The sequence below is a fragment of the Bowmanella sp. JS7-9 genome, from assembly GCF_004329715.1.
Classification (GTDB): domain Bacteria; phylum Pseudomonadota; class Gammaproteobacteria; order Enterobacterales; family Alteromonadaceae; genus Pseudobowmanella; species Pseudobowmanella zhangzhouensis.
The window spans coordinates 1-13,213 of the sequence record NZ_JXSY01000025.1 but is presented as its reverse complement, the minus strand read 5'-3'; the positions used below and the strand labels follow the sequence as shown (position 1 = coordinate 13,213).

The window sequence follows — 13,213 nt, the reverse complement described above, 5'->3', positions numbered from 1 at the left end:
AAACTCGTGGAAAACATAATGCGAACGATAACTCTGGCCACGCTGTGCTTGTTACTCAGCGCCTGTGGCGATAAACCACAAAGTGCGTCAACGGCGCCTGAAGCGGACATCAATCGAATCAAAGGCCATATGGCGTTTTTAGCTGATGATTTACTGGAAGGGCGTGACACTGGTAGCCGCGGCCACGAAATCGCTGCCAAATATGTAGCGTCTCAATTTCAACAATTAGGGTTGCGGCCGGCTGGCACCGATGGCTATATGCAGCGAGTGCCGTTTATACAGGCATTTTTAGAGCAAAACTCACCGTCATTTACCCTGACAACCGCCGCTGGCAGTGCATCCCTTGCCTATCCAAAGGATTACACCACCTCACCTAGCACCTTGTATGCACATGCGCAGGTAAGTGGTGAACTGGTGTTTGTCGGTTATGGCATCGAAGCGCCGCGCCTGAATCACAATGATTACGCCAACATCGATGTGGCTGGCAAAATTGTCGTGGTATTAACCGGTAAACCCGCGTCATTCCCTAGTGAGGAAGGTGCGCACTTTGCATCAGGTAGTGAAAAGGCCCGCTATGCCGCAGAGCATGGTGCCATCGGTATGTTAACCATCTCTACCCCTGCCAACGAAAAACGTCGCCCTTACCAGAGCCGCTTGAATTATATTCATACGCCGCGCGTGCGTTGGTTAACCCCGGATGGTCAGCCTCATGGCGCCGAGCCTGCGCTGCTGAACAGCGCCTATCTGAGTATTCCGGCAGCGCAAAAGTTGTTTGCCGATGCGCCTCGTTCGCTGGATGACATCTACGCCGAATTGGAATTAGATGGCACACCGCAAGGTTTCGCGCTAAATGCGCGGGTTGATTTCAGTAAGGACAGTCAGTTTAAGCGTATCAGCAGCCCAAATGTGGCAGCGATTCTGCCTGGTACGGATCCTGAGCTGAAAAACGAGTATGTGATATACAGCGCACATACAGACCATATCGGTTTGGCCAAGACGGTCGAGAAAGACAATATCAATAATGGTGCGATGGATAATGCGACCGGTACCTCGGTGTTGCTGGAAACTGCGCGTTTGATGAGCGAGGGGCAACCACCTAAACGTTCAGTGCTGTTTTTAGCCGTCACGGGTGAAGAAAAAGGGCTGTTAGGTGCCGATTATTTTGCCCACTACCCAACGGTTAGCAAAAGCGCGCTGGTTGCCAATGTGAATCTGGACATGCCCGTACTGACATTTGAAGCCAGCGACATTATCGCGTTTGGTGCCGAGCACAGCAGCCTCAAAGGTATCGTTGAACAGGCCGCAGAAAAAGTTGGCCTGACATTAGGTCAGGATCCGTGGCCAGCTGAAGCGATTTTCACCCGCTCGGATCATTATCCTTTTGTAAAACAAGGTATCCCAGCTGTGTTTGTGGTGCCAGGTATGACAGCCAAAGATCCGGATGTGGATGGGGAAGCCAAGTGGCAGGAGTTTCTGGCCAAGCATTATCACAAGCCATCCGATGAGCTGAATGCCAGCTTTAACTGGCAGGCGGCGAAGACGTTCACTCAGGTTAACCTGATGATTGGCCAAACGCTGGCGAATACCGCTGCCCGGCCAGTTTGGAATGAGGGAGACTTTTTTGGCGATACGTTTGCCAAATAAGTGCCCCAAAAAAACGCGGCTTTCGCCGCGTTTTTTATGTCCGAAAGGTACCAATCCCTTTTTGAATGCTGGCTGCCAGTTGGCGCAAGGTGGCCGCCAGCTGACCGGCTTCAGCTGCACTGCGTTGTACAGAATGGGTTTGTGCGCTGAGGCTGTTCAGATTGCCATTAATCTCTTCCGCTACGCTTGACTGCTCCTCGGTGGCCGCCGCGGTTTGCATCGACATGTCATTTACCTTGGCTAGCATGCTATGCATTTCACTTAACAGCTGAGCGGTTTCACGGGATAAACTGACACTGCTGCTCACTTTATTGAAGCCCTCTTCAATGGTGCTGACCACATCGTTCACCCCTTTCTGTAGACCTTCAATCATTGACTGAATATTTTCGGTTGATTCCTGTGTTTTACTCGCTAAAGCCCTGACTTCATCGGCCACAACGGCAAACCCTCGCCCCTGCTCACCCGCTCGTGCAGCCTCAATAGCGGCATTCAGTGCCAACAGATTTGTTTGTTCGGCGATGCCGCGAATAACGTCCAGGACGTTGGATATTTCTGTGGACGATGCAGAGAGTCGTTTAGCGCTGTTGGAAGCACCTTCAATACTGGTATAGACCGCCTCAACCTGACTGACAGACTGTTTGTTTTTGTCCATTCCTGAGCGGGCGCTGTGGATGGCATTGTGGGTTTCACTGGCGGTTTGCTGGGCAATCATAGATAGCTCACGGGTTGCACTACTCATTTGTTCTACCGCGGTGACAATCAGGCTGGTGGACTCACTTTGCTGCCTGATTGCCTTGTTGGCAGAATCTGAGCTTTGATTAAGCGATTGACTGGTGCTGTCCAGCTGTTGCACATCTTCACGGATACCACTGATAAGGTGACGTAAATTTTCAATAAAGTGATTAAAGGCGTGAGCTAACACCCCCAGTTCATCTTCATGGGTTACCTGAATTTTTGAGGTTAGATCTCCCCCGCCCTTAGCAATCTGATCAATGCGGGTGGTGAGCTCGCGAATACGTGAAATCAAAGCACGTTGACTCACATAGCTGACGCCACCGGCGACCACTAAAATCACAATGACAATCAGCCAGTTCAGCCATTGTTGCTGATCATTATCAGCTTTAATGCTGTCAGACTTGTTGTTGGCCATGTTAAAAGCCAATTCGCCAGCCTGATCGTAGAATTCGCGAAGTTTTGCGAATTCCTGCGCTGATGTACCGTCAGACTGTGCCTGTGCTGCGTCGGGTTGATTCTGATCAAATAGCACAAAACTCTGCCGCGCTGCCTTTAGCCAGGCGTTATATTGGCTGTCGAACCGATTAAACTGTTGCTCGATATTGGGATAGCGATGCATGTAGCGCAGGTATTCATGGAATCGATCCAATGCCTGTTTGGCATTTTCTTCAAAATCCTTTTTAAACGCATCGCGGTCAGTGCTTTTTACGACATGCACATAGGAGGTCTCTGCCAACCTGGCCTGATAAAGATCACGGTCGGCATTGATTACAACACTCACCGCGGGCATAAATTCTTTGGGAAAGGTGTCTGTGCTGTCTTCCATACTGCCGATCACGACCGCATTAATCATCACAATTAATAACATGCTGATGCCGACAATCAGCAGCGGGATTGAGTATTTAATGGCGATACTCAGTTTTGACATGACAACTCCACGATGGGTTAGATCATAAAAATGTCACATAACTATAGATCAGCATTTAGACCCTGCTAGGGGGAGAAAAGCCTCAATAAATCAGTAACAAAAAAGCGACCCGTAGGCCGCTTTGGTAATTTTTTAAACCTTTACTCGAAAAACTGACCTTTGATGCAATGCCATTGTTCGGCGAACCCTTCTGTTGGTCGGCGCTTAAAATCGCTGCGTACAAACTGGTTCATCTTGCCATCTGCGTAACACATCAGAATCGCGGCAATATGGTTTTCATCAGCGGGCAGATTCTTACCTTCGCGTAATTTACGCTCACGCAGAATTTGCTTAAGCTGCGTTTCCAGGCGTTCAAATAATTGCGCGATACGGGTGCGCAGACGGTCCTGTTCGCCCATTAACGCATCGCCACTGAGTAATCGGGTAATCCCCGGATTCTTTTCCGCAAAGCCAAGCAATAAATGCAGGATCAACTGACAGCGGTTGGCGCTGTTTTTTTCTTCATTGATGATCCGGTTAATGCGGCTGAACAGGGTTTCTTCGATAAACTCAATTAATCCTTCATACATGCGCGCTTTACTGGGGAAGTGACGATAAAGCGCCGCTTCCGATACACCAACCTGTTCGGCCAGTTTCGCAGTGGTAATACGTTGACCCGGACTGGACTCCAGCATCCCCGCCAAAGCCTGTAAAATTTGTCCGCGGCGATTAGAACGTTTTTGTGCTGCCATGATGTCTCCTTACCCGCGGCCCGATGAGCCAAATCCGCCTTCACCACGTTTGGTGGCAGCGAAATCGTCAACAATATTAAAGCTTGCTTGTACTACCGGCAGGATTACCAGCTGTGCAATACGCTCACCCGGGGTCATCTCAAATGACGTATCGCCACGATTCCACACCGATACCATTAACTGGCCCTGATAGTCTGAGTCAATCAAACCAACCAAATTACCCAGCACAATACCGTGCTTATGGCCCAAACCCGAGCGCGGCAGGATAGTCGCACACAAAGAGGGATCAGCAATATGAATGGCCATGCCGGTGGGGATCAGGTGGGTTTCGCCTGGCGCGATGGTTAATGGCGCATCCAGACATGCGCGTAAATCCAAACCGGCAGAACCAGGTGTTGCATATTCAGGCAAGGGAAATTCTGTTCCTACCCGGGGGTCGAGAATTTTCAGGTCGATTTTATGCATCTTATTTTTCTAGTTGTTGTGCGACGACACCAAGTAACTGGTGCGCCAGCGTCAGTTTATCATTCACTGGCAGAGCGAGTTCACCGCCATTCCAGAACAATGTTAAGGCGTTATGCTCGCTATTGAAACCGATTTTATGGTCGGAAACATCGTTTGCTGCAATCATATTCAGGCGCTTGCGCGCCAGCTTCCCTTTGGCGTAATCGGCCACATTCTGAGTTTCTGCAGCAAAACCCAGTGTAAAGGGTGGATTTTCCAATGCCGCGACGCTGGCCAGAATATCCGGATTTTTGACCAAACGCAGGATCATTTCGTCTTCATCTTGCTGTTTTTTAAGCTTTTGCTCGGCTTGTTCTGCCACGCGAAAATCCGCTACCGCGGCACAGCCAATAAACACATCACAGGCCTGCACATGCTGCATTACTGCATCCTGCATTTGCTGTGCACTACTGACCTTAATCAGCTGACACCCTCTGGGCGCGCTAAGCGTAACCGGTCCCGACACCAGCGTTACTTTAGCACCTAATGCAAGGGCGGCTTGCGCCAGTGCATAACCCATTTTGCCGGAACTGTGATTAGACAGATAGCGCACCGGATCGATGGCTTCACGGGTTGGCCCGGCGGTAATCATCAGGTGCTTGCCGCTTAACGGACTGTTCGTGTTCGGTGCGCCCATTGCCGCCACAATGTCGGTTGGTTCGAGCATCCGTCCCGGACCAACATCACCACAGGCTTGTTCGCCGTTGTCCGGACCGAGCAGCCGCACACCGCGGGATTGCAGTAAATTAATGTTGTGCGATGTTGCAGCCGCGGCCCACATCTGTTGGTTCATAGCTGGCGCGAGCGTGATAGGGGCAGCGGTAGCGAGGCAAAGGGTGCTGAGTAAATCATCGGCCAGCCCATATGCCAACTTAGCGATAAAATTAGCAGTTGCTGGGGCGATCAATACCTCGTCCGCCCATTTGGCCAATTCAATATGCCCCATAGCGGCTTCGGCCGCAGGATCCAACAGGCTCTCACCGACCGGGTGACCAGATACGGCTTGTAATGACAGTGGGCTAACAAATTCACGGGCGCTGGCAGTGAGCACCACGCGTACATTGGCGCCGTCTGCGCGAAGTTTGCGCACCAAATCCGGGGTTTTATACGCGGCGATACCGCCGGTAATGCCTAATAAAATATTGCGATTGGCCACAGAAGACATAGCAATTTATCCATTAATTCAGCCTGTTAGCCTACCACAAAGGATTAACGGGTTAATAGTCACTAACCATGCGAATTCGCTCAGCTTTGCTAATTTTTGTAGAGAAACAGCAAAGGAGCGCAGGCATGAAACTAACGGATTGGCCGGCCGATGAAAGGCCGCGCGAGAAACTATTGCAACATGGCGCGGGAGTGCTCAGTGACGCCGAGTTACTGGCTATCTTTTTGCGAACGGGGATTAGCGGCAGTAACGCGGTGGATTTGTCGCGTCAGTTACTCTCGTCATTTGGCAGTTTACGTAATCTGCTGGCGGCGGATAAAGCCAGTTTCTGTCAGCACCGTGGATTGGGTGAAGCTAAATTTGCACAATTACAGGCCGTACTGGAAATGGCACGACGATTTCAGTCTGAGCAATTGCGACGAGAACCGGCGTTGACTGATGTGGCCGTGACCCGCCAGTTTCTAATCAGTCAGTTACGAGACGAGCCGAACGAGGTGTTTGCCATGTTGTTGCTGGACAGTCAGCATCGGGTGATTCGCTTCGATAAAATGTTTTTCGGTACGATTGATGCTGCGGCGGTGTATCCACGCGTGTTGGTCAAGCGCGCACTGGATCTGAATGCTGCGGCCATAATCCTCACCCATAATCACCCTTCCGGCGTGGCTGAACCCAGTCAGGCTGATAAACAGATCACACGACGGATTGTCGATGCAATGGCGCTGGTGGATATTCGTGTATTGGATCACTTTGTGATCGGTGATGGTGTGGCAGTAAGCTTTGCGGAGCGGGGGCTAATCTAAGGCAAAAGCAGCAAGTTTCAATTTACACCGCGCTAGCCTTGGCTTATCTTATGCGCGCTCAAGGCTAAGGCCTGAATAATATCCACGCTACAACTGGCGAATTTCTGTGCTTTGTCCCCGGAAATGCTTGATCTGTGGGCGCCAATCCTGTATAAAGTGCGCCCTCTTGTGCGAGTGATATTTGATCAGCCCGCTTAGTTGCAGGCTGAGGCAGTAAGTAAAGTAATTTTGGAGACAAAGTAATGTCCAGAGTATGTCAAGTAACTGGCAAGCGTCCTGTAGTAGGTAACAACCGCTCTCACGCTAACAACGCTACTAAGCGTCGTTTCTTGCCAAACCTGCAAAACCACCGTTTTTGGGTTGAAAGCGAAAACCGTTTCGTAAAACTGCGTCTGTCTGCTAAAGGCATGCGTATTATCGACAAGAAGGGTATCGATTCAGTTCTGTCTGATCTGCGTGCCCGTGGCGAGAAAATCTAAGGAACTAAACCATGCGTGATAAAATCAAATTAGTGTCAACTGCAGGTACTGGTTACTTCTACACCACAGATAAGAACAAGCGTAATATGCCTGGCAAAATGGAGATCAAAAAGTTTGATCCTAAAGTACGCCAGCACGTTCTGTTCAAGGAAGCGAAAATCAAGTAATAGCTTGCTTTTTGTCTCCACAAGAAACCCAGCTTATCGCTGGGTTTTTTTATTTCTGTGACTGACGGTAGACTAAGCGCATCTATCTGATTTGGTTCCATAAGATTACGCCCATGCTAAGACTATCCAAGCGCGCCTGGAACAATGTGCTGATATTCGCCTCATTGTTTATGATCGTGCTGTTCAACTTTTCCAATAAACTGATGTTGGAAAATGCTAACCAAACGCCTCTAACCTTATTGCCCGCAGACGCGATGATTCAGCGTATTGAGTTTGGCCAACAAGAGTTACAACGTATCGGTCGTGGTTGGCGTTTGCAGCCAATGCGCGGTGATGAGGTTGATTTAAATCAGATAATACAAAATTGGCAACAGGTGATCCTGACACCCACCGAGCGCAGTATGCCAGCTAACCCTTACGTCATAACCTTGTGGTTAGCGGGTGAGGAGAAGGGGCGGGTGGTCACGTTGGCACCGGTTGAGCAACAACTTTTACTTGCCTATCAAGGCCAGCCTTATCAGGTTGCGCTCAGCCTTAATGATCTCATCCCCAGCGGGAGCCAGTGATGCCAGAATTACCAGAAGTTGAAGTTTCACGCCTGGGCATTGCCCCCCATCTGCAAGGCCGCACTATTAGCAAAATAATTGTGCGCAATGCCAGCCTGCGCTGGCCGGTACCGGCCGATATTCAGCGCGCCGAGAATGAAGTTATTAATGCAGTAACGCGCCGGGCGAAGTATCTGCTGCTGCATACGGACAGTGGCGCGATTGTATTGCACTTGGGCATGTCCGGACGTTTGCGGGTGGTGGACGCCCGTTTAGAACCTGCAAAACACGATCATATTGATGTTGTCTTAGACAGTGGTAAGTGTTTACGCCTGACCGATCCGCGCCGCTTTGGTGCCTGCTTATGGCAAGGCAAGGACGACGAGCCACTGAGTCTGTTTGGTCAGCTTGGGCCTGAGCCTCTGACCGACGCGTTTGATGCAAATCGTTTGTATCAGCTCAGTCGCAATAAACAGGTGGCGGTGAAGAACTTCATAATGGATAACAAAGTGGTGGTGGGTGTGGGGAATATCTATGCCAATGAATCGCTGTTTCTCAGTGGCATCGATCCTCGCCAACCGGCCGGCAAGATTTCCCGGCAACGATATCTGCGCCTGACCGACAATATTAAGCAGGTATTAGCCAGTGCGATTGAACAGGGTGGTACGACGTTGAAAGATTTTACTCAGGCGGACGGAAAGCCGGGCTATTTCGCTCTGCACTTGAGAGTGTATGGGCGTACCGGCGAGCCATGTGAAGTATGTGAAGCGCCGATAGAGTCGGTGGTCATAGGCCAGCGTAACAGCTTTTATTGCCCAAAGTGTCAGCGTTAGCCTTCTGACCAGTTACCGTGGTTAATCAGCGGGTAACCTTGCGGCGATTGATTCCACAGGTATAGCCAGGCTTGACCAAAAGGTGTTTCGATGTGCCGCCGGGTGTACAAATGCGGATAGTCTTCTAACGCATCCAGGTTAACCATGTGCTGCTTTTTGACGCGGTAAACTTCACAACGGATAGCCGTTGAACCGCCGGTGATCAACGCCGGATATTCACCAATATTCAACATGCTATAGCTGGGAGGCGTGACAAAGCCTCCAACAAAAGTCGCATCTTGTAGCACGCTATGGTTGCAGCACCCATGTTTCAGGGTGCCATAGACTGCAACCAGTTGCGCTTTCATTGCGAGGTGAAACGCGCCTTAAGGGCAGCGACGATAGAAGGGTGGCAGAAACCGCTGACATCGCCTCCATGCAGCGCGACTTCCTTAACCAGCGTGGAAGAAATAAAGGAGTTCTCTTCCGCCGGGGTCAGAAATACGCTCTCTAATTCCGGATTCAGGCGTCGATTCATATTCGCCAGTTGAAATTCATATTCAAAGTCAGATACCGCACGCAGCCCGCGGACCAGCACGGTCGCGTGTTGTTGACGGGCAAATTCGGCGAGTAAGCCAGTAAAGCCAACGACTTCGACGTTATTCAGGTGCGCAGTAATGTCTCGGATCTGCTCTACCCTTTCCTCAAGGCTGAACAACGGCTTCTTGCTGGGATTGGCTGCAACCGCCACAACCACGTGGCTGAACATATTTGCTGCGCGTTCAATCAGGTCCGCGTGGCCATTGGTAATTGGGTCAAAGGTACCCGGATAAATTGCTTTGCTGTGCATGCTTTTTATGCTCCCCAGTAACCCAATTTTTTACGTAATTTGAGGTTGCGAAACAGATTGCGTGGCATCGGTTTAAGGCCCTTTCTACCCAGCTTGATCATGGACTCCACCGCATCCAACATGCGCGCAGATGATTTTCCATCCTGATAGGGGTGCAACTGTGCGACATTTTGCTCGATGGCATCAAGTAATGCGGGTGAAGGCGGCAGGTTGCTGGCGATGGCCTGTTCAAGCTGGTCAGCTAGATTAATGTCTACCAGATGAGCTTCCGGGGCTTTGTTTTTGAAGGTCACAACCGGACGCGATAATAACGCAAACTCAGTAATGATTGACGACGTATCGGATACCATGATGTCTGCAGCTTGTAACACAGGCGCCAGACTGGCAGTTTCGACAACATGGCAGTTTTCACCCTCAAGCTCGCGATAGCGTTCAACCCATTCCTGATCCATTTTAGGGTGGAATTTAATCAGCCATTGCCATCTGCCTTGCCCGACCATCCGTTTAATTTCCTCGAATAAAGCCGGCGCGCTGGTCAGTGCCGGTGAAAACGTCGGGGCATATAAAATAACCGGTTTGTCTGAGCGGGCGGGCCACTGATAGGCTGGGCTATCGAATAGCACATCTACCTTCGGCCAGCCGGTTTCTACCACATTAAAGTGCGGGTGTGGTGCACGCAGTTCATTGAACTTAGCGGTAAACAAAGGGCCCTGTGTGCAGTACAGATCGAACATGTTACGCAGACGGAAGTGACCTTTTTTCTTCCATTCAAAACCATGGAAGACCTGCACTTTTAAGCCAGGAATAAAGCGTGGCACCAGATTGCCCGGTACAAACACGGCATCCGGGTGAAATTTTTTCACCGCGTGAATTGAGTCCAGAACCATTTCATCTGACTGAAAGTACTCGCAGTTAACGTCATTCCCTTCGATAAACCAGGCAACCTCGTCACCACGCTGACGTGCTTCGTCCTGCACCGGGCGGAGGATTTCAAAGGAGTAATTCTGGCCAATGTAAAACAAATAGCGCATCAGGGGATCTCGCGAATAACTTCGATAATTTCGGTGGTGGATATGGATGGGGTACGCGGCAAATAAACAACGTCGCATATGTCTTTGAATTCATCAAATCGACCGACCCAGTCATCGCCCATCACCAGTGCGTCAGCATCAAACTGTTGAATGTACTCGCGCTTTTTTTCTAATGATTCTTCAACAAACACTTCGTCGACAAACCGCAGTGACTGGATGATTTCCATGCGGCTACTAAGTGGATAGATTGGTGCGCGTCCCTTTTTATTTATGTTCAGTTGGTCAGACGATATCCCCACAATCAGGTAATCACCCTGTTCCCGAGCTCGTTTCAGGATATTGATGTGACCGACGTGAAATACATCGAAAGTGCCGAAGGTAATGACTTTGCGCATGACAAGCTCTCAGGTTACCAGCGGTAAAATCCGCTGAGTCGGGTAAATGACTGATCCCAACTGTTTTTGCCAGTATACAGGCTAATGCCATAAAAACCGTGGCTGGTGGCAAAACTATAGCTGGCTTCAAGCTGAATATGATTTTTGCTTCCGCTGTCTGTATCAATGTGGCGACTGACATTACGTAAGGTCACATTCAGCAGACGGTTGCCGGCATGTTGCCAGCTGAGATTGACGCTGGTTACCCGCAACTCTGATGGCTCAACAGGTTGATCTGCCCAGTGGCCGATAGCCAGATTGTCATTGCTATAACCTTGTTGGAAAAACGTCGGCGTTGCCCAGTTGCGATCTTGCTTAACGTATTCTGCACGCAGCGCAATATCTTTGGTGACAAATGGCAGAAACACGCCAAACGACATGCTGTTTGCACTGTCGTCATCGTTTTCACTGCGGGCCCGTTCGGTGTAAACACTGACTGGTAAATCCCCCCCATGATTATAACGGGCGCTGACAGAGCTCAATGCATAGCTGCTCGGCTCAGAGTGCGCATCTGTGTTAAGCAGTGCTTGTACAGTGTTACCAATACCAACAGCTTGATTATTAGCCCCCAGGTGAACGACACGATTCATGCCCAAGTTCAGGTTGGTTAGTGGTTGAAAGCTCAGATGTGCACCAATCAGATTGTGTGACTGCGTCCCCATTTCTGGCGATAAAGTGAGATCTTCCAGCTCACTGATAAACAGCTCATAACGCAGTCCCAACGGCGACAACGGGGAAGCATTGCTCAGTGTCACGGACAACGAGTTGGGCGCATGAGTGGATAACAATAGCGCACTATCTTGCATCGGAGACCACCAGTGATCGCGGTAGCCTGCATCTAACTGCAGGTATTCATTGCCGACGCTTAGGTGGGTGCCGAAATGGCTCAAACCCTGTTGCTCGTCCCATCGGGTCCCAGCCGCCAAGGCGATGTAGGGTGAAAACATGTAAAAGCCGGTACTTTCGACGCTAAACCGTGAATCGCTGGTTTGGCCGCGCTGATTAGGTAGCGGCTGCGCCGGCCCATCATTGGTGGCGAGCGTAAACGATTTATGGGTTACCGCCTCTGTGCGGCGATAACGGCTCAGATACTGGCTTAGCTGTTGATACAGCGTTGGGTTGAGCTCGCGCAATTGCGGCAAAATACGCAGTAAATCACTGGCTTTGTAGGGTTTGCTGAGTGAAGGGTGTCCAGCAAGCACAAATGCGCGTTCAATTTGTAATTCCGCTTCCGGCGAAATATTTAATGGCAGGTAAGGGGAAACACCGGTCGCCATGGCCAGCGAGGGTGTACATGCCAGAATTGCCATCAGTCTTTTAGACAACATGCTGATTCCTTTCATAAAACTTGCACGATTTTAATGCCTTTCAGGGTTGATAACCACTTATCAGTGCCAACCAATCCGACTGACTGAAGTGGTAGCCTAATTTTTTGCCAAGTTCTTTCTGTAGTGAGCGATGTAGCCGGGCAAGATTATCCTGTTTCCAGCGCTCGCCGATACGAATATCGCATTTATCGAAATCGATCAGCCAAACTTCATCGCTGGCATCGAGCAGGATATTGTGGATATTCAAATCATGGTGATAAACCTGTTTGTCATGAAAACGACGAATGGTTCTTCCAATAGACTGCCACTGGTCATCAGTAAGTGCTCGCTTACATAAGATATCGTGAACATCTGTGGCATCAGCAATGCGCTCAATCAGGATGTCATTGCGATACAGCAAGCCGCTTTGTATGACCCGGCCTGCCACTGGGCTAGGGCATGGCAGATGCCATTCGCGCATCTGGGCCAGCAAATTGAGTTCTCGCGCCACCCGGGTGCGGTTTTGACCGGTAAACCAAAAAGCATCGCGGATGAATTTGCCGACTAAGCCGCCACGACGATAGTGACGTAACACCCACTGATGCTGCTGGTGCTGAATAAATATCGCGGCACCGCGGCCCTTGGCCTGACCGGTAATGGCTTGCTGTTGCTGCCAGAAGTTCACGTCAAACCACCCAGGCGTTACCTGCCCGATAAATTCAGCGGTAGCGAACAGATTTTGTTGTGCAGAAATTTTTTGCTCGATTAAGGCCATGCTACACTGCGCGCAACTAAAACGAGGGGCATTGTAAACAAAAGCCGCGAAGAATGCGCCCCAAATTGCAGAGGTAAAGCCGTTGAGCGAGCATACACCGTCATCTGAAATCACGCTGATTTTAGGCAACTCAAATTCTAATTTTTCCGGCGTCACCTCCACGATGCTGCAGGTGTCTGCCGAGCAGAAAAAGTGGGCCAATTTGCGTGTGATGGGTAAACATCACCTGACCGACCCAAGTTTATATATAAGTTTCTGGGATGTGGTGAAGTTGTGTCAGAAGCCTCTGAGTAACGGAAAATGGCG

At 50.1% G+C, this 13,213-nt stretch carries 16 protein-coding genes and 1 pseudogene; 7 read left to right on the top strand and 10 right to left on the bottom strand.

Annotated elements, in window-relative coordinates; genetic code table 11:
- Positions 1-18: 18 nt before the first annotated feature.
- The gene (locus tag TK45_RS14430) at positions 19-1,644 is read left to right on the top strand and encodes a M28 family metallopeptidase (RefSeq protein ID WP_131259554.1); all 1,626 of its coding nucleotides are present in this window, start codon (positions 19-21) and stop codon (positions 1,642-1,644) included.
- Positions 1,645-1,678: 34 nt separating this feature from the next.
- Here TK45_RS14430 and TK45_RS14425 read toward each other — a convergent pair whose 3' ends face one another.
- From TK45_RS14425 to coaBC, 4 genes are all read right to left on the bottom strand, one after another.
- A complete protein-coding gene (locus TK45_RS14425; RefSeq protein ID WP_131259553.1) occupies positions 1,679-3,307 on the bottom strand; it encodes a methyl-accepting chemotaxis protein in 1,629 nt (542 codons plus the stop codon).
- A gap of 140 nt (positions 3,308-3,447) precedes the next feature.
- Complete coding sequence (gene slmA, locus TK45_RS14420) at positions 3,448-4,038, bottom strand: nucleoid occlusion factor SlmA (protein ID WP_131259552.1); 591 nt, start codon at positions 4,036-4,038, stop codon at positions 3,448-3,450.
- A gap of 9 nt (positions 4,039-4,047) precedes the next feature.
- Complete coding sequence (gene dut, locus TK45_RS14415; protein ID WP_131259551.1) at positions 4,048-4,503, bottom strand: dUTP diphosphatase; 456 nt, start codon at positions 4,501-4,503, stop codon at positions 4,048-4,050.
- 1 nt (position 4,504) lies between these two features.
- Positions 4,505-5,707 (bottom strand): bifunctional phosphopantothenoylcysteine decarboxylase/phosphopantothenate--cysteine ligase CoaBC, encoded by a 1,203-nt coding sequence (gene coaBC / locus TK45_RS14410; RefSeq protein WP_131259550.1) that lies wholly within the window; start codon positions 5,705-5,707, stop codon positions 4,505-4,507.
- A 125-nt stretch (positions 5,708-5,832) separates the two neighbouring features.
- On the opposite strand from coaBC, the gene radC reads away from it, so the two are divergent.
- From radC to mutM, 5 genes are all read left to right on the top strand, one after another.
- Entirely contained in the window at positions 5,833-6,507 is a 675-nt protein-coding gene (gene radC / locus TK45_RS14405) for a DNA repair protein RadC (protein WP_131259549.1), read from the top strand.
- 242 nt (positions 6,508-6,749) lie between these two features.
- Complete coding sequence (gene rpmB / locus TK45_RS14400; protein ID WP_131259548.1) at positions 6,750-6,986, top strand: 50S ribosomal protein L28; 237 nt, start codon at positions 6,750-6,752, stop codon at positions 6,984-6,986.
- Positions 6,987-6,997: 11 nt separating this feature from the next.
- On the top strand, positions 6,998-7,153 hold the full coding sequence (gene rpmG / locus TK45_RS14395) for a 50S ribosomal protein L33 (protein WP_131259547.1): 156 nt from the start codon (positions 6,998-7,000) through the stop codon (positions 7,151-7,153).
- A 113-nt stretch (positions 7,154-7,266) separates the two neighbouring features.
- Positions 7,267-7,719 carry a hypothetical protein gene (locus tag TK45_RS14390; RefSeq protein ID WP_131259546.1) on the top strand — a complete coding sequence of 151 codons (453 nt, stop codon included), beginning with the start codon at positions 7,267-7,269 and terminating at the stop codon, positions 7,717-7,719.
- The gene (mutM, locus tag TK45_RS14385; RefSeq protein WP_131259545.1) at positions 7,719-8,531 is read left to right on the top strand and encodes a bifunctional DNA-formamidopyrimidine glycosylase/DNA-(apurinic or apyrimidinic site) lyase; all 813 of its coding nucleotides are present in this window, start codon (positions 7,719-7,721) and stop codon (positions 8,529-8,531) included. The genes TK45_RS14390 and mutM overlap by 1 nt, the downstream gene beginning before the upstream one ends.
- Here the strand turns inward: mutM and TK45_RS14380 are convergent.
- From TK45_RS14380 to TK45_RS14355, 6 genes are read right to left on the bottom strand one after another with little or no spacing between them, the layout of a single operon-like run.
- Positions 8,528-8,878, bottom strand: coding sequence for a gamma-glutamylcyclotransferase (locus TK45_RS14380; protein ID WP_131259544.1), 351 nt, complete (start codon positions 8,876-8,878; stop codon positions 8,528-8,530). The two genes, mutM and TK45_RS14380, sit on opposite strands and share 4 nt — an antisense overlap.
- Positions 8,875-9,360 carry a pantetheine-phosphate adenylyltransferase gene (coaD, locus tag TK45_RS14375; RefSeq protein ID WP_131259543.1) on the bottom strand — a complete coding sequence of 162 codons (486 nt, stop codon included), beginning with the start codon at positions 9,358-9,360 and terminating at the stop codon, positions 8,875-8,877. Before coaD ends, TK45_RS14380 begins: the two co-directional genes overlap by 4 nt.
- A 5-nt stretch (positions 9,361-9,365) precedes the next feature.
- Complete coding sequence (locus TK45_RS14370; RefSeq protein ID WP_174719792.1) at positions 9,366-10,391, bottom strand: CDP-glycerol glycerophosphotransferase family protein; 1,026 nt, start codon at positions 10,389-10,391, stop codon at positions 9,366-9,368.
- Positions 10,391-10,786 carry an adenylyltransferase/cytidyltransferase family protein gene (locus tag TK45_RS14365; RefSeq protein WP_131259542.1) on the bottom strand — a complete coding sequence of 132 codons (396 nt, stop codon included), beginning with the start codon at positions 10,784-10,786 and terminating at the stop codon, positions 10,391-10,393. Before TK45_RS14365 ends, TK45_RS14370 begins: the two co-directional genes overlap by 1 nt.
- Positions 10,787-10,800: 14 nt before the next feature.
- Positions 10,801-12,153, bottom strand: a complete 1,353-nt coding sequence (locus tag TK45_RS14360; protein ID WP_165490798.1) for a capsule assembly Wzi family protein — start codon at positions 12,151-12,153, stop codon at positions 10,801-10,803.
- A gap of 40 nt (positions 12,154-12,193) precedes the next feature.
- Positions 12,194-12,907 (bottom strand): 3-deoxy-D-manno-octulosonic acid kinase, encoded by a 714-nt coding sequence (locus tag TK45_RS14355; RefSeq protein ID WP_131259540.1) that lies wholly within the window; start codon positions 12,905-12,907, stop codon positions 12,194-12,196.
- Positions 12,908-12,989: 82 nt separating this feature from the next.
- Between TK45_RS14355 and TK45_RS14350 the strand changes: the two are divergent.
- A pseudogene (locus tag TK45_RS14350) lies at positions 12,990-13,213 on the top strand (glycosyltransferase family 1 protein); the annotation flags it as partial.